At 68.1% G+C, this 18186-nt stretch carries 19 protein-coding genes and 1 pseudogene; 12 read left to right on the top strand and 8 right to left on the bottom strand.

Translation table 11 applies throughout. The annotated features are described in order from the left end of the window. Positions 1-115 precede the first annotated feature (115 nt). Positions 116-1663, bottom strand: coding sequence for an MFS transporter (locus ACZ50J_RS21580; RefSeq protein ID WP_464299207.1), 1548 nt, complete (start codon positions 1661-1663; stop codon positions 116-118). 123 nt (positions 1664-1786) lie between these two features. Between ACZ50J_RS21580 and ACZ50J_RS21575 the strand changes: the two genes are divergently transcribed. Further along, positions 1787-2467, top strand: a complete 681-nt coding sequence (locus ACZ50J_RS21575; RefSeq protein WP_464299206.1) for a TetR/AcrR family transcriptional regulator — start codon at positions 1787-1789, stop codon at positions 2465-2467. Between the two features lie 81 nt (positions 2468-2548). On the opposite strand, the gene ACZ50J_RS21570 is transcribed toward ACZ50J_RS21575, so the two are convergent. Both ACZ50J_RS21570 and ACZ50J_RS21565 read right to left on the bottom strand, forming a co-directional pair. Further along, positions 2549-4591, bottom strand: coding sequence for a chorismate-binding protein (locus ACZ50J_RS21570; RefSeq protein WP_464299205.1), 2043 nt, complete (start codon positions 4589-4591; stop codon positions 2549-2551). 88 nt (positions 4592-4679) lie between these two features. Beyond that, positions 4680-5471, bottom strand: a complete 792-nt coding sequence (locus ACZ50J_RS21565; RefSeq protein WP_464299204.1) for an aminotransferase class IV — start codon at positions 5469-5471, stop codon at positions 4680-4682. A 227-nt stretch (positions 5472-5698) separates the two neighbouring features. On the opposite strand from ACZ50J_RS21565, the gene ACZ50J_RS21560 reads away from it, so the two are divergent. The 4 genes from ACZ50J_RS21560 to ACZ50J_RS21545 all read left to right on the top strand — a co-directional run bounded on the left by ACZ50J_RS21560 (position 5699) and on the right by ACZ50J_RS21545 (position 9515). Then, positions 5699-6691, top strand: coding sequence for a substrate-binding domain-containing protein (locus ACZ50J_RS21560; protein ID WP_464299203.1), 993 nt, complete (start codon positions 5699-5701; stop codon positions 6689-6691). Then, complete coding sequence (locus ACZ50J_RS21555) at positions 6691-7740, top strand: ABC transporter permease (protein ID WP_464299202.1); 1050 nt, start codon at positions 6691-6693, stop codon at positions 7738-7740. Before ACZ50J_RS21560 ends, ACZ50J_RS21555 begins: the two co-directional genes overlap by 1 nt. Then, positions 7737-8633 carry an ATP-binding cassette domain-containing protein gene (locus ACZ50J_RS21550; RefSeq protein ID WP_464299201.1) on the top strand — a complete coding sequence of 299 codons (897 nt, stop codon included), beginning with the start codon at positions 7737-7739 and terminating at the stop codon, positions 8631-8633. The genes ACZ50J_RS21555 and ACZ50J_RS21550 overlap by 4 nt, the downstream gene beginning before the upstream one ends. Before the next feature lie 189 nt (positions 8634-8822). Then, complete coding sequence (locus ACZ50J_RS21545) at positions 8823-9515, top strand: hypothetical protein (RefSeq protein ID WP_464299200.1); 693 nt, start codon at positions 8823-8825, stop codon at positions 9513-9515. 53 nt (positions 9516-9568) lie between these two features. Here ACZ50J_RS21545 and ACZ50J_RS21540 read toward each other — a convergent pair whose 3' ends face one another. Further along, the gene (locus ACZ50J_RS21540; protein ID WP_464299199.1) at positions 9569-10051 is read right to left on the bottom strand and encodes a hotdog fold thioesterase; all 483 of its coding nucleotides are present in this window, start codon (positions 10049-10051) and stop codon (positions 9569-9571) included. 82 nt (positions 10052-10133) lie between these two features. On the opposite strand from ACZ50J_RS21540, the gene ACZ50J_RS21535 reads away from it, so the two are divergent. Further along, a complete protein-coding gene (locus tag ACZ50J_RS21535) occupies positions 10134-11177 on the top strand; it encodes an alpha/beta fold hydrolase (RefSeq protein ID WP_464299198.1) in 1044 nt (347 codons plus the stop codon). A gap of 48 nt (positions 11178-11225) precedes the next feature. Beyond that, positions 11226-11972, top strand: a complete 747-nt coding sequence (locus tag ACZ50J_RS21530; protein WP_464299197.1) for a methyltransferase family protein — start codon at positions 11226-11228, stop codon at positions 11970-11972. 11 nt (positions 11973-11983) lie between these two features. Here ACZ50J_RS21530 and ACZ50J_RS21525 read toward each other — a convergent pair whose 3' ends face one another. Next, on the bottom strand, positions 11984-12118 hold the full coding sequence (locus tag ACZ50J_RS21525) for an OST-HTH/LOTUS domain-containing protein (RefSeq protein WP_464301395.1): 135 nt from the start codon (positions 12116-12118) through the stop codon (positions 11984-11986). A 78-nt stretch (positions 12119-12196) separates the two neighbouring features. Here ACZ50J_RS21525 and ACZ50J_RS21520 point away from each other — a divergent pair, with 78 nt between their 5' ends. Next, the gene (locus ACZ50J_RS21520) at positions 12197-12406 is read left to right on the top strand and encodes a hypothetical protein (RefSeq protein WP_464301394.1); all 210 of its coding nucleotides are present in this window, start codon (positions 12197-12199) and stop codon (positions 12404-12406) included. On the opposite strand, the pseudogene ACZ50J_RS21515 reads toward ACZ50J_RS21520, so the two are convergent. The 3 genes and pseudogenes from ACZ50J_RS21515 to ACZ50J_RS21505 all read right to left on the bottom strand — a co-directional run. Further along, a pseudogene (locus ACZ50J_RS21515) lies at positions 12394-12822 on the bottom strand (NYN domain-containing protein); the annotation flags it as partial. The gene ACZ50J_RS21520 and the pseudogene ACZ50J_RS21515 sit on opposite strands and share 13 nt — an antisense overlap. A gap of 138 nt (positions 12823-12960) precedes the next feature. Continuing rightward, positions 12961-14049: a PLP-dependent cysteine synthase family protein gene (locus ACZ50J_RS21510; protein ID WP_464301382.1), complete on the bottom strand. Its 1089-nt coding sequence runs from the start codon at positions 14047-14049 to the stop codon at positions 12961-12963. Between the two features lie 185 nt (positions 14050-14234). Continuing rightward, complete coding sequence (locus ACZ50J_RS21505; protein WP_464299196.1) at positions 14235-14648, bottom strand: Rid family hydrolase; 414 nt, start codon at positions 14646-14648, stop codon at positions 14235-14237. 85 nt (positions 14649-14733) lie between these two features. Between ACZ50J_RS21505 and ACZ50J_RS21500 the strand changes: the two genes are divergently transcribed. From ACZ50J_RS21500 to ACZ50J_RS21485, 4 genes are all read left to right on the top strand, one after another. After that, on the top strand, positions 14734-15702 hold the full coding sequence (locus ACZ50J_RS21500; RefSeq protein WP_464299195.1) for a serine hydrolase domain-containing protein: 969 nt from the start codon (positions 14734-14736) through the stop codon (positions 15700-15702). Between the two features lie 203 nt (positions 15703-15905). Beyond that, positions 15906-16703 carry an SGNH/GDSL hydrolase family protein gene (locus ACZ50J_RS21495; protein WP_464299194.1) on the top strand — a complete coding sequence of 266 codons (798 nt, stop codon included), beginning with the start codon at positions 15906-15908 and terminating at the stop codon, positions 16701-16703. 82 nt (positions 16704-16785) lie between these two features. Continuing rightward, complete coding sequence (locus ACZ50J_RS21490) at positions 16786-17268, top strand: hypothetical protein (protein ID WP_464299193.1); 483 nt, start codon at positions 16786-16788, stop codon at positions 17266-17268. Beyond that, positions 17265-18143: an SDR family NAD(P)-dependent oxidoreductase gene (locus tag ACZ50J_RS21485; protein ID WP_464299192.1), complete on the top strand. Its 879-nt coding sequence runs from the start codon at positions 17265-17267 to the stop codon at positions 18141-18143. The genes ACZ50J_RS21490 and ACZ50J_RS21485 overlap by 4 nt, the downstream gene beginning before the upstream one ends. Positions 18144-18186: the final 43 nt, after the last annotated feature.

Below are 18186 nucleotides of genomic sequence, written 5' to 3'. Positions count from 1 at the left end.
GTGACGGTATCGACAAGCCGACGGCCGGCGCAGTGACGACCGGGCGGGTAGTGGGGTCGCACGAACGTAGTGACGCGACCCCACTACCCGCCCGCGAGGAGCGAAGCCAGAGGACTCAGCCCACCTCGAGGGCGATCTCCTCGGTGTCACGCAGCCGCTCGACCGGTGCACCGGCGTCGCGCTGTGCGATGTCCTTGACCGGACGGCGCATCGCGAGCATCACCAGCGCGAACGCCACGAAGAGCATCAGTGCACCCACCTGGAAACCGCGGTCCGCACCCGTCACGAAGGTGTGTATGGCGTGCGAGCTCGCACCGGGTGAGACGGCCGGGTCCTTGCCGGCCGTCGAGAAGACCGTCACCAGCACGGCGAGGCCGAGCGCACCACCCAATTGCTGGGTGACGTTGACCAGGCCCGACGCGACCGAGATGTCCGCCGACGCGACCCGCGAGATGCCGGCCGTCGTGAGCGGCACGAACGCGATGCCGTTGCCGAGCGCGAAGACCACGAACGCCGGCAGCATCTGCAGGTAGCTCGTGTGCGCGGACAGCGTCGTCAGCATCAGCATGCCGATGGCCGACAGCAACGTGCCGACTGCCGCGATGGTGCGCGTGGAGTAGTGGTTCGACACCACCCGGGCGACGACCTGCGAGGCGATGAAGATCGTCACCGGGAAGGGCAGGAACGCGACCCCCGACTGCCACGGCGTCCAGCCGAGCACGATCTGCATGTACTGGCTCATGAAGAAGAACGAGCCGAGTGAGCCGGCGACCAGCATGAGGCGGGCGATGTATGCCGTGGCGCGGTCGCGGTCGGCGAAGAGCCGCAGCGGCATCACCGGTGACTTGGCGCGCAGTTCGACCGCCAGGAAGGCCGCGATCAGCACGATGCCGGCACCGAAGGCCGCGAGTGTCCCGGACTCGGTCCAACCGTCCGACGCCGCGCGGATGAATCCGTAGACGACAGAGGTCATTCCGACGGTGACCAGCAGGGCGCCGGCCACGTCGACGGACCCGCGCACACCCTTGTCCCGGGACAGGGCCCGGTAGCCGGCGGCGAGTACGGCGATGCCGATCGGGACGTTGACGAAGAAGACCCAACGCCAGGAGGCGATCGAGGTCAGGATGCCGCCGGCCAGCAGGCCGGTGGCCGCGCCCGATGCGGAGACGACGGTGTACCAGCCGATGGCACGGGTCTGTTCCCGGCCGGGCTTGTAGAGCGACATCAGGATCGCCAGTGCGGACGGTGCGGCGAACGCGGCACCGACGCCCTGCAGCGCGCGGGACGCGAGCAGCAGGCCCTCTCCCTGGGAGACGCCACCGGCGAACGATGCGGCGACGAAGATCGCCATACCGGCGAGGAAGGTGGTGCGCCGGCCGAGGATGTCGCCGGCGCGGGCACCGAGCAGCAGCAGGCCGCCGAACGCCAGTGTGTAGGCGTTGACGATCCACGACAGGGACGTGGAGCTCATGTGCAGTTCGGTGCCGATGTCCGGCAGCGCGATGTTCACGATCGCGGCATCGAGCACGAGCATCAGCTGGGTCACCAGGACGGCAGCGAGCACCAGCTTCGATGCCCCGGTGGTCGGTCCAGCCGCGGGCTGGGCCGAAGAGTTGTGAGTTGTGGACGCCGTGGAGCGGCGAGACTTGGTAGTAATGGTCACGAGTTGTGTCCTTCGCGAGAGCGAGGCGTACCATGAAATGGAAGCGGAGTTGATCTCCGTTTAGAACTATACGGAGGTATCCTCCGGTTTTGCAACCGGGAGACCCCAAGAGGTGTGAGAACGATGGCCACAAGCGGCTCGGCAACGGCGTCGAAACGTTCGGTGAAGGCTGTGCAGGACGACGGGAAACCCGTTGTGCAGGCACAGGATTCGGCGACCGGCGACGCATGCAGCAAGCCCCTGCGCGCTGACGCGGCACGCAATCGACAAAAACTTGTCGATGTCGCGACGACCGCGTTCACCGACGACGTCGACACCCCGCTGGACGAGATCGCCAAGCGGGCCGGCGTGGGCATCGGGACGCTCTACCGGCACTTCCCGACCCGTTGCGACCTCGTGCTCGCCGTGTATGGCGACCAGGTGGCCGCCCTGGAACAGCGGTCCTACGACCTGCCCAAGGAGCTGCCGCCCGGCGAGGCGCTGCACGAGTGGATGCGCGGTTTCGTGGGCTACTACGCGGTCAAGATGGGCCTGATCAACCTGCTGCGCTCGATGATGCAGGGCAACCCAGAAACCTTCGAGTCGGCGCGTCGCCGGATGCGCGAGTCCGCCGAGCGCGTTCTGCAGCCGGCCATCGACGCCGGCGCCGTCCGACCCGACGCCACACCCGCCGAGCTCACCCGAGCACTCGGCGGTGTCTGCCTGGCCTCGTCCACCCCCGAGGGCCAGCAGACCTCACTCGCGGTCGTCGACCTCATCTACGACGGCCTGCGCTTCGGCGCGCCGGGTACGCGGGTCGAGTAGGCGGAGCGCTAGCGAAGCCGTATCGAGACCAAGTACGACGCTCACGTGGTCTCGATACGCGTCTCGCCTAGCGGCTCGTCGCTACTCGACCCGCTTGGTTTGCTCGACCGACGTTTCTGCCATGGCCTGCAGCATCGACTGCGCCTTGTCGAGCGTCTCCTGCCACTCCGCCTCGGGGTCGGACAGTTGCGTGATCGCGCCGCCGACACCCAACACGAACTGACCCCCGGTCAGCTGGATCGTCCGGATCGCGACGTTCAACGTCGCCGCACCGTCGATCCCGAGCAGCCCGATCGAGCCCGAATAGACACCCCGTCGCTCCGGTTCGAAGTGGCGGAGCAATTGCACTGAGCGCTCCTTGGGAGCGCCGGTCATCGACCCGGGCGGGAACGCCACCCGCACCAGATCCAGCGCATCGGTCCCGGTCGGCAGGTCGCACTCGACGGTGCTCACCAGTTGGATGACGGTCGGGAACGTGCGCACGCCATACAGCTCGGTGACGGTCGTGCTGCCGGGTACGGCGACCCGGTTGAAGTCGTTACGCACGAGGTCGACGATCATCAGATTCTCGGCGCGGTCCTTGCGTGATCCGGCGAGCTCGGTGGCGCTCGCGGCGTCCCGCGCGGCATCGCCGGTCGCCGGCCGGGTGCCCTTGATCGGGGCGCTCACCGCGTGCCCGTTCGGGTCGACCCGCAGGAAGAGCTCGGGCGACCCGGACACCACGGTCCGCTCCTCGTCGATGCGCAGGTATGCCGCCCGCGGCACCCGACCCCCGGACCGCAACGCGCGGAAGAGCTGCAGCGGGTCACCGTCGAAGGAGCCGCGCAGCCGGTTGGTCAGGCACAGTTCGTAGGACTCGCCGCGTGCGATCGCCGCCCGGCAGTCACCGATCAGTCGCAGGTAGTCGTCCCGGTCGACGCCGGGTACGACGGCAGGCGGCCGGCCGGTCTCCCGAGATTGCCGGGGACTGCCCGGCTCCGCACGGTCCAAGGCCGCCATGACCTCGGTCGTCCAGTCGTCGAGGGCTCGGACCGACGCGGGGTCGGCAGGATCGTCGAGTCCGACGACATGGCAACGGTTCTCGCTGTCCACGACCACGGCGCGGGACACCAGCAGCCACCACGCATCCGGCCAGTCGGCGGCGGTCCGCGGGTGCGGTTCGGCCAGGCCGAGCAGTTCGATGCCGAGCTCGTAGCCGAAGTACCCGGCATACCCGAGCGTCATCCCGGGATCGTCCCCGACGCGTTGGACCTCGGCCCGGACCGCTGCCAGTCGGCGTTGCAGCGTGTCCACGATCCCGGTCGGCAGCACCGTTGCGGCGCCGTTCGTCACGACCTGGGCACCCTCCCCACAGCTTCCGAGGAGGCGGTGCGACCACCGTGGATCGGCCCAGCCGATCAGGGTGCAGCCCGAGTCCCGTTCAGTGGCAACGCCGTCCAGCACGACGGCCGGTTCGGTGATGCAGCGGTCCAGCACCTGCTCGACCGTCAGCGGCCGGTCGAGCAGCACCGACCGTTGCCGGGAGGGCACCGGCGGGTCGGCCGGCTCGTCCGCGGCCGCCGCCAGGCGCAGGAAGTTGCGGATCAGTGTCGCGCCGAAGCTGCTCTCGATCGACTCGGGATGGAACTGCACGCCCCACCGCGGGCGGTTGGACACCCGCAGGGCCATCAGCGTGCCGTCCGCGGCATACGCCAGCGGGACGATCGGGTCATGCACCGAACCCACCGCGAGACTGTGATAGCGGACAGCAGTGAATTCCGTTGGTATGCCGTCGAACAACGGGTCCGTCCGATGCGTGATCACCGAGCTCTCGCCGTGCATCGGGTGGTCGGAGGGCCCGACCTCACAGCCGTGCAGCAGCGCCAGGAGCTGGTGCCCGAGGCAGACACCGAGCACCGGCAGTTCGCTGTGTTCGAGCACCTCGCGGGACGACCCGACATCGGCCGGCACACCCGGATGTCCCGGACCGGGTGAGATCACGACCGCGTCGAAGCGCGCCATCCAGCCGAGCGGCAGTGGTGCGTCGTTCCGGACGACCTCGGTCGTCGCCCCGGGCACCTCCCGCAACAGTTGCAGCAGGTTGTGGGTGAAGCTGTCGTGGTTGTCGATCAGCAGCACGCGCACGAAGGCTCATCCTCCTTGGCGTTGTTGGTCGCGAGCTCCCTGCAACGCCTACGGATGAGGAGCCTCTCGTGCCTGTTCCGAATCGATTTCACCGCGGCTCTCCGTCCGGGAGGATGTCCGCGACCGGCTTGCGGGCGGTTTCCAGCACGGCTTGCAGCGACTCGCGAAGCTGCGGATTCGGTTGGTATGACCCATCGTTCACGCGCTCGACCACTCGCACGCCGTGCAGTGCGGACAGGGTGAAGACGACCGGCGCGGTCAACAGGTGCGACGCCGTGAGAGCCACGGGGCGCACGGGACGACCGGCTCGTTCTCGCAGCACCGCCAACGTGACGCTGTCCAGACGCGGTGCGTCCGGGACCAGCAGCTCACCGTTCCGCGCGACGACCACGGTGGCGAAGACCGTTTCGGTGATCTTTCCGTCGGCGGTGGTCAGGATCTGGTCGTCATAGCCGGCGTCGGTGGCCTGCCGATGCGCGTAGGTCTGCGACAGGTAGTCGAATCCCTTGATATCAGGGCGTTTTCGCGCATCCGTGGTCGGCACCAGCAGGAGCGTCGTCGTGTCGTGCAGTCGTTCCACGGGAAACGGCCGGACCAGCAAGCGGAGGCCGCCGTCGGTCCAGACGAACGCCGGGAACCAGGACCCCTCGGCCGGCAGGTGGGCGAGTGCGTGATCGTATGCCGCGCCCGACTCCTGCTCGTCGACGCCGAATACCTCGTGCACGTGCGCGCTGAACCGCGAGCGATGCCGGTCGATCGCGACGCCCGCTCCGTCATACAGGTGCCAGGAGTCGAGGACGATCGTCCCGGCGCGGGCGAGGTCCAGCACCGTGCGCTCGGTGACGAGCGCGCAGCCGGACCCGGCGGACGTGGATGTCATGGCTTGATGAGTAGCACAGACCGATGGTGGTCCGGTGCCGAGGGAGCGCGGCAGAGGAGCTGGATCGAGACCGGTCCGCCGTGGCACCGCGGTATGGCGCGGGCTTTTCGGCATACTCACGCCTGATGGGCGTTGCCAGCTAGTATCAACCAGATATATCAACTCGATACATGCCGGTGAACCAGCCGGATGCCAATCAAGGGCATGCCAGGAAAGGCAGAGGACTCGTGAGGACGAACGGTAGGCACGCGCGGCTCGCGGCGGTGGTGGTCATCGGTGCGATGGCCCTGACCGGCTGCAGCAGCACCGGCGGCAAGAAGGCGACCGAGGAGCAGAACGGCAAGGGCGGCCACGCCAACACCCCACGGTTCACCGCTGCGCTGATCACGCACTCGGCGCCGGGCGACACCTTCTGGGACATGGTTCGCAAGGGTGCGCAAGCCGCCGCTGACAAGGACAACATCAAGCTGCAGTACTACGCCGACCCGGACGCCTCCAAGCAGGCCAGTCTGGTGCAGGCCGCGGTCGACAAGAAGGTCGGCGGCATCGCCGTCACGCTCGCCAAGCCGTCGGCTCTCAAGGGTGCGGTCAAGAACGCCGAAGCGGCCGGCATACCCGTCGACGGGCTCAACTCGGGCACCGACCAGATGGGTCCGATGGGTCTGATCGGCTTCTTCGGGCAGGACGAGAAGGTCGCCGGTGAGGCGGCCGGCAAGCGGCTGAAGGAGGACGGCGCCAAGCATCCGATCTGCATCATCCACGAGCAGGGCAACGTCGGCCTGAACGACCGCTGCAACGGCGTCAAGGAGATGGTGCCGAGCACGCAGATCGTCTACGTCAACGGCGCCGATCTGCCCTCGGTCCGCTCGACGATCACCGCAAAACTGCAGCAGGACAAGAAGATCGACTGGGTCATGGCGCTGCAGGGTGATGTCGCGCTGAATGCCGTGAAGGCGGTCTCGAGCACCGGTTCGAAGGCGAAGGTCGGGACGTTCGACACCAACGCCGGCATCGTCAAGGCGATCCAGTCCGGCACCGTGCAGTTCGCGGTCGACCAGCAGCCGTGGCTGCAGGGCTACCTCGCGATCGACGCGCTGTGGTTCTACCGCAACAACGGCGACACGGTCGGCGGTGGCAAGCCGACGCTGACCGGTCCGGCATTCGTCGACAAGAGCAACGTCGACAAGATCGCGAGCTACGCGAGCAAGGGCACGCGCTGATGTCCAGCCTCGCCACCACCGACACAAGAACGGCGCCGAAGTCGCCGATCGCGGCGCTGCTCGGCAAGCCCGAGGTCGGTGCCCTGATCGGTGCCGTCGCGATCTGCGCACTGTTCCTGTCCGTCGCACCCGCGTTCCGCGGCCTGGCCAACGTCGGCACGATCCTCTACCAGTCGTCGGCGATCGGCATCATGGCCGTGCCCGTCGCGCTGCTGATGATCGGCGGGGAGTTCGACCTGTCCGCCGGTGTCGCCGTGACGAGTTCGGCGCTCGCGGCCTCGATGCTCGCCTGGGAGTTCAACTTCAACGTCTGGGTCGGCATCCTGCTCGCCCTGGCGATCTCGCTCGCGGTCGGCTTCGCCAACGGCTGGCTGCTCTACCGGACGAAGCTGCCGAGCTTCCTGGTGACCCTGGGCACCTACTTCGTGCTGCAGGGTGCGAACCTCGCCGTGCCGCGGCTGATCGACAACAACGTCACCTCGCCGAGGATCGACGACATGGCCGGATTCAGTTCTGCGCACGCGGTTTTCGCCTCGAGTCACACGTTCTTCAAGTCGGACTCGTTCGAGGGCGTCAACATCAACATCTCGGTCCTCTACTGGATCGTGCTGACCGTGATCGCGGCGGTCGTGCTGACCCGAGCCCGGTCCGGCAACTGGATCTTCGCGGCCGGCGGTGACGCCGACTCGGCCCGGGCGAGCGGTGTCCCGGTCGTGCGCACCAAGATCGGGCTGTTCCTCTTCGTCGGCTTCTGCGCCTGGCTGCTGGGCATGCACACATTGCTCAACTTCGAGACGGTGCAGTCCAACCAGGGCGTCGGCAACGAGTTCATCTACATCATTGCCGCGGTCGTCGGCGGCTGCCTGCTGACCGGCGGCTTCGGCTCGGTCATCGGCGCCTCGATCGGTGCGCTGATCTACGGCATGACCAACCTCGGCATCACGTATGCCGGCTGGAACGTCGACTGGTTGAAGACCTTCCTCGGGATCATGCTGGTCCTGGCGACGCTGATCAATATGTGGGTACGACGACAGGCGGAACGCCGATGACTGAGCCAAAAGCGGGTCGATCAGCGAGCGAGCGCAGCGGAGCTGCGGGTCGAGTGCCGGAGGAGCGCAGCGGGGGAGGTGTATCGAGACCGGAGCGTATCGAGACCCCGGACACCGACGAGACGACTCCCGTCATACAACTGAAGGGCGTCGGCAAGACCTACGGCACCGTCCGCGCGCTGACCGGCATCGACCTGGAGGTGCGCGCCGGCGAGGTCACCTGCGTGCTCGGCGACAACGGCGCCGGCAAGTCGACGCTGATCAAGATCATGGCCGGACTGCACGAGCACACGTCCGGCACGATGCTGGTCAGCGGGCAGCCGCGGAAGTTCGCCAGCCCACGCGAGGCCGTCGAGGCGGGCATCGCGACGGTCTACCAGGACCTCGCGCTCGCGCCGCTGATGTCGGTATGGCGCAACTTCTTCCTCGCCAACGAACTGCGCACGGGACCGCTGCGCCTGCTGGACACCGACCGGATGAAGCAGATCACCCGGGAGGAACTGGCCAAGATGGGCATCGACCTGTCGGACGTCGACCGTCCGGTCGGTTCGCTCAGCGGCGGTCAGCGCCAGTGCGTGGCGATCGCGCGGGCCATCTACTTCGGCGCGAAGGTGCTCATCCTCGACGAGCCGACCGCTGCGCTCGGAGTGAAGCAGTCCGGTGTGGTGCTGAAATACGTTGCGCGGGCTGCGAACTCGGGCCTCGGTGTCATCTTCATCACGCACAACCCGCACCACGCATACCTGGTCGGCGACCACTTCGTGATCCTGAAGCTCGGCGAGATGGCACTCGACGCGGCCCGGGAGGACATCACCGTCGAGCAGCTCACCGAGCAGATGGCCGGCGGCGACGAGCTCGCCGAGCTGGCGCACGAGATGCGCGCCGACGCCTGACGCGCCTCGCTGACCGACGCACTTCCCACCGACTGACGCAGTTGCAACTGCGTCAGTCGGTGTTTGCTGCGTCAGTCGGCCCATGACCGAACGACGATCCGAGTCGTGACATTCGGCACGGGCGCACGGTCGGACGCCGACCTACTGTGAGTGTCATCGCGGAGGACACTTTCCAGGAAGGCGAGCGCAATGTCATCGATCCGGCTGCACCGGTCCCAGTGGTGGTTGCTGATCCCTGCCGGCTGGATGCTGGTCGGCATCGTCGGCCACTGGCTGGTCTTCCCGATGGTGCTCGTGACGATGTTCATCGGCGGCGGCGGTCTCTCGCGCTGCGGTGGTCGGTCCGCGCGGCTGGATCGGCGCCGGGAGCAGCTCAAGCGGCGGCAGGAGCAGCTCGACGCGCGCCGTGCGCAGTGGGAGCAGTGGCACGGTGGGCCGGCCGAGCAGCCGGTCGCGCGGGTGGACCTGACCAAGCAGGAGCCGGACACCCTCAGTAGCCTGGCTGCGCTGTCCGACCTGCCCGCTGACGTGCGCCAGCGGGCGCAGCGCCTGGAGAGCGAGTGCGTCAGCACGTTGACCTACCTGCGGGAGCACGGTGCGCCCACCGCCCAGGTCTTCGAGGTCGAGCAGATCCAGACCGACTTCGGCCCGCAGGCGTTGCGGTCCTACCTGGCGCTCGCACCGGGCACCGCCGACACCGACGAGGTGCTCGACGGCAAGACCGGGCACCAGCTCATCGTCGAGCAACTGGATCTGCTGCTCGCCCAGGTCGCGGCTCACCTGCACCGCGCGGCCCGGCTCGGCAGCGACGAGTTGCTGGCCAACCACCGCTTTCTCACCGAAAAGTTCGGGACCGGAGGGGACTCGCAGCTCACCATCTGAGCGACGGGTGTATGGCGCGGCCCTTCGGGGGAGCCGCGCCATACGTTTGCGCATCACGCAGGCAGCACCGCGACGGTGCAACGGGAGACGCAGACCATCGTGCCCGCCTCGTCGCGGATCTCGGTCTGCCACACCTGGATACGGCGCCCCAACGAGACCGGTCGCGCCGTTCCGACGACCCAGCCGGTTCGGACCGGCCGCAGATGGTTGGCGTTGATCTCGGTCCCGACGCACGACATACCCTCACCCGCGACGAACGTCGCGGCGAAGCTGACGAGCGTCTCGGCCAGCAGCACTGAGGCACCGCCGTGCAGCAGCCCGAGGGGCTGTCGGGTGCGGCTGTCCACCGGCATCCGTCCGGACAGGTGGGCGTGCCCCACCTCGGTGAACTCGATGCCGAGGTGGCCGATCGCGCACTCCGCACTGATCCGGTTGGCCGCGGCCACATCGGGACGACCGTGCCAGATCCTGTCGTGCTCGATCGTGGGGACGTCGTCGGCGTCTGCACCGTTCGGTGCTTCGTGTATCTGCTTCATGCCGTACAGGCTGCTGTGTCACGGCCGGGTCGACATCCGGAGAATTACCGCACTTTGTGGCGTGGAGTTGTTGACTGAATGTGTGGCGAGACGCGAGCAACGCCTGGGTACGACGTCGATGACGGACGGGACCCCGGTGGCGTATGCCGTGACCGGGAGCGGACCGCCGCTGCTGATGGTGCCCGGTTGGTTGAGCCACCTCGAGCTGGACTGGTCCATCCCCGCCATCCGGCTCTTCCACGAGTCGCTCTCCTCGGGGCGAACCCTGGTCCGCTACGACCGGCCCGATTGCGGCCTGTCCGGCTCCTACGACGGGCCGCGAACGATGGAGCACGAGTTGGCCACCCTGGCAGCGGTCGTGGATGCGTTGCAGCTGGAGCGATTCGACCTGTTCGGCTGGTCACTCGGCGCCCCCGTGGCCATCCGATGGGCCGCCGAACGGCCCGCGACCGTCTCGCGGCTCGTCCTGTACGGCGGGTGGGCGTCCGGCGCCATGATCGGCGACGCCGCCGGCCGAACCCATGTCCTCGGTCTGCTCGCGAGCCATTGGGGCCTGGGCTCCGATCTGCTCACCGACGTCTTCGCGCCGGATGCCGACGCCGGCACACGTCGGGTGCTCGGCAGGTATCAGCGGGCCGCCTCGTCGGCCGAAACGGCGGGCGCAATGCTCCAACTCGCCTACGGACTGGACGTGTCCGAGTCCCTCGGGCGAGTGGCGGCGCCGACCTTGGTGTTGCATCGCGACCGCGATCGAGCTGCGCCGCCGGCCCAGGGCAGGTTCGTGGCGCAGGGGATCCCGGGCGCTCGCTTCGTCGAACTCACCGGCCGCAGCCATCTGCCGGCGATGGGCGATTGCCGGGCAGTGGTCGACGAAGTGCGCCGCTTTCTGGGATTGCGCCGGTTGCGGCAGGCGGCGCCGACCGGCCTGACCCCTCGCCAGGCGGAGGTCGCGGCCGTCGTCGCCGAGGGCCTGACGAACCGGGAGGTCGCCGAGCGGCTGTGTATCAGTGAGCGCTCCGTCGAGTCGCACGTGGAACGGATCCGTCAGCGGCTGGGTCTGCGGTCCCGCACCCAGCTGGCGGTGTGGTTCGCGGCCCAGGACCGCACGGGCTCCACCACGAAGTGACGTAGTTCCACTGCTGCGGGCAGCGGACAGCCCACACACCATGGCAGGGTGCGACGAATCCCGATACTGCTGCTGTCCGGGCTCGGCTGGGCCGGTTTTCACCTGGTGAGCGGGTGGTCGATGCTGTTCCTGGCCGACACCGGGGTCCCGCGCACGGTCGACGGTCACGCGCGGATGACTACCGCGACCGCCGTCCTCTGCGATCTGGCGCTGCTGTCGGTGTTCGCCGTGCAGCACTCGGTGATGGCCCGCCGTCGATTCAAGTCTCGGCTGCGTCGGCGTGTTCCGGCATCCCTCGAGCGAACCGGCTACGTGCTCGCCACGGATCTCGTGCTGGCGCTGGTGCTCGTCTGCTGGCAGCCGTTCGGCGGAGTCGTATGGCGGGTCGAGGGTCCGGGTGCTGCCGTGCTGTGGACCCTGTATGCCGCCGGCTGGCTGCTGGCCTATACGGCCACCTTCGCCGTGGACCACTACCAACTCATGGGCTTGCGTCAGGCGGGCTGGTGCGCGCAATCCGCCGGATCGTCGACACTCGATCTCCGGGTGACCGGCCTGCATCGCGTCGTACGACATCCGCTCATGACAGGGTTGCTCGTCGCGTTCTGGGCGACCCCGCACATGGGTGCCTCGCATCTGCTCTTCGCCGCGACCGCCTCCGTCTACATCGCCGTCGGCATCCGCTGCGAGGAGCGTGATCTGCGGCGCGACTTCGGTGCGCACTACGACGAGTACGCCGCCCGGGTCCCGGCGGTCCTGCCGAGGGTCGTGGGCCTGACCGGCAGGGAGCGTCGTTGACCTGCCGCGGGTCAGCGCAGCCGGACCGCCAGCTGACCGTTGTCGAGCAGCTTGGTCTCCACCAGGTCGTCGTGGCTCTCGACGAATGCGCGGAACGACGAGAACCCGAGCGACTTCTCCTTGAACGTCGAATCCAGCCGCTGCATCTGGCTTTCAGGCTGGACGAGTGCTGCCAGCCGTCGTCGCTCTTCTCGGCGCCGATCTGGATCGCCCGGCGCAGCAGGGTGGTCGCGGCCGGCTCCTGGGGCTTCGTCGACTTCCGGGTGCGCTTGGCCGCGGTCTTCTTGGCGGCGGGTTTGGTGGGCGGCTCCGGCTCGTCGTCCGCCGACGGCACGTCGGTGACACCGGGCAGGTCGCCATACGAGCTGAAGTCGTCGCACGCCGCGACCAGGGCGCGACTGGTCGAGCCGGTGACGCCGATGCCGATGACGTAGCGACCCATCCGCTTGCACCGCTGCGCGAGCGCGATGTAGTCCGAATCCCCGCCGACGACAACGACATGCGTGATGTCGGCGTGCTGGAAGAGATCATCGACCGCGTCGATCGACAGCCGTATGTCAGCGCCGTTCCTGGTCCCCGAGGTGGCGAAGAGTTGCACGAGGTCGACCGCCCGGTCGATCAACTGCCGCTTGTATGCCGCATTCGCCGGGACCGACCAGTCGGCATACGCCCGAGTGAGCGCGACGGTGCCGAACGACGACGCGTAGTCGATGATCGCGCCGAGATCGACCTCGGCCTCGATGAGCCGGCGCGACACCTCGTTGTCGGCCTCGGCGGGAGTGTGGTCGCGCGCATCGTCCTTGCGCCAGCGACCCGGCCCGTGCACGGCGTCGTACCGGGAGATCACCATGTTGTCGAAGTCGACATACACCGCGACCCGCGCGTCATCACTCATGACAGGTCCCTCCTGCGTCGGGCTCTGTCATTCGCCTGTGCCCGTGGGTCGCTCGCTGCGCTCGCTCATCTTTCGACCCTAGTGGGCCGTGGGTCAGTCGACGTGGAGCTCGCCGGTGGACAGGAAGCGCTCGAGGGCCTCGGCATACGGTGCGATGTCCAAGTCCTGCTCGCGCAGCCAGGCGTCGTTGTAATAGGTGTCGTCATACCGCTTTCCGTCGTCGCAGAGCAGCGTGACGATGCTGCCGCGTCGCCCGGCCCGGCGCATCTCGGCGACCAGATGCAGCGCGGCCCACAGGTTCGTGCCGGTCGACGCTCCGGCGTGCCGGCCGATCCGCCCCTCCAGGAAGCGCATCGCGGCGATGGACGCCGCGTCCGGCACACGCGCCATGCGCTCGACGATCGACGGGATGAACGACGCCTCGACCTTCGGGCGGCCGATGCCCTCGATGCGCGAGGACTCCGAACACGTGCGCTGCCAGTCGCGTTCGTTCCAGGCGTCGAAGAAGACCGAGTGCTCGGGATCGGCCACGCACAAACGGGTTTCGTGGCCGCGATAGCGCAAGTAGCGCCCGATCGTCGCGCTGGTGCCGCCGGTGCCGGCACCGACCACCACCCACTCCGGGATCGGATGACGCTCCAACGCCATCTGCTCGAAGATCGACGCCGCGATGCTGTTGTTGCCGCGCCAGTCGGTGGCCTGCTCGGCATACGTGAACTGGTCCATGAACCGCCCGCCGGTCTCCCGCGCGAGCCGACAGGACACCTCGTGCGCTTGGTCGGCACGATCCACGAAATGGCAACTGCCGCCATACGATTCGATCAACGCGATCTTCTGGCAGCTGGTGGAGCGCGGTATGACGGCGACGAACGGCAGCCCCAGCATCCGCGCGAAGTACGCCTCCGACACCGCAGTCGAGCCACTGGACGCCTCGATGATCGTGGTGCCCTCGCGGATCTGCCCGTTGCACAGCGCGTAGAGGAACAGCGAGCGGGCCAGCCGGTGCTTGAGGCTGCCGGTCGGGTGGGTCGACTCGTCCTTCAGATAGAGGTCGATGCCCCACTCCTCCGGCAGCGGCATCGCGAGCAGGTGGGTGTCGGCCGAGCGATTGGCCTCGGCGGTGACGGCCGCGACGGCCCGATCGAGCCAGGCGCGTTCAGACGTGTCGCACCGGTCGATCATCTCGATGCCGGACGCGACCCCGGTCGGGACAGCGGCATCTCCTGCCAACGACATTGCCGCTCCTTGGTGTGTCGAACTACGGGCGCCCAGTCGATAGCTCTGGACGAAATCATAATACAATGACGCAATTGTTTGTCTGAATGACACATTTAGTTATGTTTTGTTGAGGCGAGCGAGGTGCTCCTTCAGGCCGGTGGGTCGCCCGCCACCGCTGCCGCAGCCTCGATCTCCACCAGTTGGTCGGGATAGCCCAACACCGCCACACCGACGAGTGTGCTCGGCACATCGTGGTCGCCGAAATGTGCAGCCACCACGTCCCATGCGGCAACCAGCTCGGACCGGTCCTGCGTCGCGACGAGGACTCGCGTGCTGAGGACATCGGTCAACCGCGCACCGGCAGCTGCGAGCGCGATCTCCAGGTTTTCCAGGCAGATTCGAGCCTGCCCGGCGACATCGCCGATGGCCGCAGTGGTGCCGTCGGGATGCAGCGGGCACGCCCCCGCCAAGTGGATCACCCGGCTCAGGGCGGGAGCCGTTGCGGCATACGCATAGGGGGCGGGGGCCAACCGGTCGGATCGCACGAGCTGCACGGACCTCATGTCGGCGACGGTAGGTCAGTGGTTGCAACGGCTGCCAGTGAATTCGCCGGCGGTGCACCACTGCGTCCATGAAAAGCTGTGTCGTGTGACTCGATTCGCGATCCCGGACCTGTCCGCGCTCACCGACACGGCCCCCGCGGCAGCGCTCGGCGTCAGTGACTCGGGCCGGCGCAGCACGGCGACCTCGGGTGACGTCGACGAGCACTCCGTCTTCCGGATCGCGTCGTTGACGAAGACCTTCACCGCCGTGGCGACCCTGCGTGCCGCACGGTCCGCGGACGTGGCGCTGAGCACGCCGGTCCGGCGGGTCCTGCCCGGCCTGGTCGACGGGTGGGTCGCCGACACCGACATCACCATCGAGCACCTGCTCGCCCAGACATCCGGCCTCACTCCGGCGGTGACGGGCGCCGATGCGGCAACGGTCGGGGAAGGTGACGATGCGCTGGTCGCGGCCTGTCGGTTGGTCGTGGCCCAGGGAAGTGATCGCCGACCAGGAGCCCGGTGGGAGTACTACAACGGCAACTACTTCCTCGCCGGCGCGGTCACCGCGGAGCTGATGTCGTGCAGTTTCGAGGACGCGCTGGAGCAACTCGTCCTCACGCCGGCCGGCCTGCGCGAGACGTCGTTCGCGGCTCCGGCGAGCCTCGTGCCCGGGTATGCCGACGGCTCCCTCGTCCCGGAGGACGGTTACCCACGCGCGCGTCGCCCGAGTGGCGGTCTCACCTCCACCGTCGACGACCTGTTGCGTTTCGTCGAGCACCTCCTGGCCGACCGGGAGCTGATCGAGACGATCTCGACACGCCGAACGCAGGACGGTGATCCGATGCGGTACGGCTTCGGCTGGGCGATCGGCCCCTCGGGGCAGCTGTACCTCAACGGCCGCCTCGCCGGCTACCGCACCGCACTGCTGGCGCTGCCCGAAACCGGCACCGCTGCCGTGGCGCTCGCGAACGACGCCGGTGCCCTACCGGCGATCGCGCGCGTGCTCAGCGACATACAGCTCGGAGCCACCGGGGACGACCTGGCGGAGGCCATCGACGCGTTCGCCGCCTGACCTACCCGGCACCGCCGGCATGGATGTGGTGATGTCACCCCGCAAGCGAGCGATGTGTAAACACTTTCCCTCGCGGCGGTACGAGTTCGGCAAGCGGACGGCAAACCTTTCCCCCGGGACGGAACCGAATCGCCCACCGCACCGCGGACAGGACTTCAATCCGTGGTGGCACCGACCGATGCCACCCTTGCGAAGGAGCCCACATGTCACGCGCTTCACTCACCCTCAAGCTCGGCGTCGGAGCCACCGCTCTGGCCTTCACGTTCGTCCCGGCGATGTCGGCCCGCGCCGCATCCGGCGTCAACTACATCGCGCTGGGCGACTCCTACTCCTCGGGCGTCGGCGCGGGTGACTACATCGGCAGCAGCGGGTCCTGCGATCGCAGCCCCAACGCCTACTCGGCGCTCTGGGCGCAGCAGCACAGCCCCGCGTCATACAGCTCGGTTGCTTGCTCGGGCGCGAAAACCACTGACGTTCTTGCCAATCAGCTCTCCGGACTGTCTGCGAGCACGACCCTGATCAGCATCACGATCGGCGGCAACGACGTCGGCTTCAGCGGCATCATGCAGGACTGCATCCTGGACGGCTCCAGCACCTGTGTGAACGAGGTGAACGCCGCGAAGGCCGACGCGAGCGCCAACCTGCCGGGCAAGCTCGCCTCGGTCTACAGCGCGATCAAGTCCAAGGCACCGAACGCGCACGTCGTCGTCCTCGGGTACCCCGATTTCTACGACCTGAACAACAACTGCACCGGCATCGCCCAGGAGTCGCGCGTCGCGATCAACGGCGGCATCGACCTACTGGACTCGATCACCAGCACCGCCGCGGCCAAGGCCGGTTTCACGTATGCCGACGTGCGCAGCGCCTTCGACGGGCATGAGATCTGCGACAGCAACCGCTGGCTGCACTCGGTGAACTTCCTGGACATCGAGGAGTCCTACCACCCGACCGCCGACGGCCACGCCAACGCGTATCTGCCGGTCTTCGCCGCCAAGGCCTGAGCACGCGGACACGGCGACCGGTTCGGCGCAAGATGCCGAAATCGATCAAGTGGCGCCGCCCCCGTCGCGGGATGGTGGACGCATGGACGCGACACGAACGGCTCCCACCAGCGTGATCCCCGACGTCGCCGGGCAGGCGGACTGCTGGTTCTGCAACGACGCCGAACGCGGTGGATCGCCGCCCGGTGGCTGGCTGCTCGACGACGGGATCTGGCGGGCGGGCGCAGCACCGGTCGGTATGACGGCGGCCGGCACCGTCGTCCTGGAGTCCCGGCGCCACGTCCTCGACCAGTCCGGCTTCGACACGCGGGAGGCCATCACCTTCGTGCCGGCTCTCGGGCAGCTGCTCACGGCGATACGCGGCGCGCTCGGGTGTGATCGCGTCTACCAGTGGTCGACCATGGCGGCATACGAGCACTTCCACGTGTGGCTGATCCCGTGGTGGCGGGCATCGGCACATGAGGGTCCGGGGCATCTGGTCGACGCGGTCGAACAGGCAGCACCGGAGCCGGAGGTGCTGGCTGCCGCCGCACGGGTGGCAGCGGAGCTGGGGGACGTGGCATGAGCACTGTGGACGCGCCGCTCGCCGGGCGAATCGTGTTGGTGGCCGGTGCATCTCGCGGATTGGGGCGCGCGTGCGCCATCGAGTTCGGAGCGGCGGGCGCGTATGTCGTGTGCACCGGCCGCAGCACCTGCGATGCGCCGACCCACCGGGAGCCCGCCGACCTCACCCTGGAACGCACCGTCGAGGAGGTCGAGGCCGCCGGCGGGTCCGGGGAGTGGCACCGGTGCGACCACACCGATCCCGTGCAGGTCGAGGATCTCGTTCGCGACATCGTCGAGCGACACGGCCGGATCGACATACTCGTCAACAACGCGTGGGGCGGGCACGATCACCACGAGCAGCCCGGTGGCGAAGAGGTGTGGGACGAGCCGATGGACCAGTTCCGGGCGATGCTGCTCGGCGGTGCGTATTCGGACTTCGTCACCTCGATGCTGACGCTGAAGCTCGCGATGGCACCGGCCGGCCGGGGACTCATCCTCACCTCGACCTGGCACACGCCCGAGCCGCCGGCCTGGTTGCCCTACGAGTCGAGCAAGGCCGCGAAGAACCGGCTCGTCTATGCGCTCGGCTATCACCTGCAGCCCAAGGGCATCCCGGCGATCGCGGTCGCGCCCGGCTGGATGCGCACGGAGTTGATGGAGGCGAAGGTCCCGGCCGAGGAACTCGCCGGCAACACCGAGACGCCGCGGTATGCCGCCCGCGTCATGGTGGCGCTCGCGACCGACCCGGAGGTCCAGCGCTTCAGTGGACAGGTCGTGGATGTCGGGGAGCTGGCGCTGGAGTATGGCGTCACCGACCTCGACGGCACGCAACCGCAGCCCAATGCCGGTCGTTTCGAACCGAGCCGCCCCCTGCCGCCATACCCGAAGGACTGAGCCTGGCCCGCCGATCAGGATCAGGCGACCGAACGAAGATGGC

This window comes from Flexivirga sp. G2, assembly GCF_055397625.1.
Note: the sequence above shows the minus strand (reverse complement) of the source record. Positions and strands in the feature narration are given on the sequence as shown.

Excerpts from the sequence above, each read along its gene's own strand:
- ACZ50J_RS21575 (WP_464299206.1), top strand. The coding sequence starts at position 1,787 with ATGGCCACAAGCGGCTCGGCAACGGCGTCGAAACGTTCGGTGAAGGCT.
- ACZ50J_RS21565 (WP_464299204.1), bottom strand. The coding sequence starts at position 5,471 with ATGACATCCACGTCCGCCGGGTCCGGCTGCGCGCTCGTCACCGAGCGC.
- ACZ50J_RS21555 (WP_464299202.1), top strand. The coding sequence starts at position 6,691 with ATGTCCAGCCTCGCCACCACCGACACAAGAACGGCGCCGAAGTCGCCG.
- ACZ50J_RS21550 (WP_464299201.1), top strand. The coding sequence starts at position 7,737 with ATGACTGAGCCAAAAGCGGGTCGATCAGCGAGCGAGCGCAGCGGAGCT.
- ACZ50J_RS21545 (WP_464299200.1), top strand. The coding sequence starts at position 8,823 with ATGTCATCGATCCGGCTGCACCGGTCCCAGTGGTGGTTGCTGATCCCT.
- ACZ50J_RS21540 (WP_464299199.1), bottom strand. The coding sequence starts at position 10,051 with ATGAAGCAGATACACGAAGCACCGAACGGTGCAGACGCCGACGACGTC.
- ACZ50J_RS21525 (WP_464301395.1), bottom strand. The coding sequence starts at position 12,118 with ATGCAGCGGCTGGATTCGACGTTCAAGGAGAAGTCGCTCGGGTTCTCG.
- ACZ50J_RS21510 (WP_464301382.1), bottom strand. The coding sequence starts at position 14,049 with ATGATCGACCGGTGCGACACGTCTGAACGCGCCTGGCTCGATCGGGCC.
- ACZ50J_RS21505 (WP_464299196.1), bottom strand. The coding sequence starts at position 14,648 with ATGAGGTCCGTGCAGCTCGTGCGATCCGACCGGTTGGCCCCCGCCCCC.
- ACZ50J_RS21495 (WP_464299194.1), top strand. The coding sequence starts at position 15,906 with ATGTCACGCGCTTCACTCACCCTCAAGCTCGGCGTCGGAGCCACCGCT.
- ACZ50J_RS21490 (WP_464299193.1), top strand. The coding sequence starts at position 16,786 with ATGGACGCGACACGAACGGCTCCCACCAGCGTGATCCCCGACGTCGCC.
- ACZ50J_RS21485 (WP_464299192.1), top strand. The coding sequence starts at position 17,265 with ATGAGCACTGTGGACGCGCCGCTCGCCGGGCGAATCGTGTTGGTGGCC.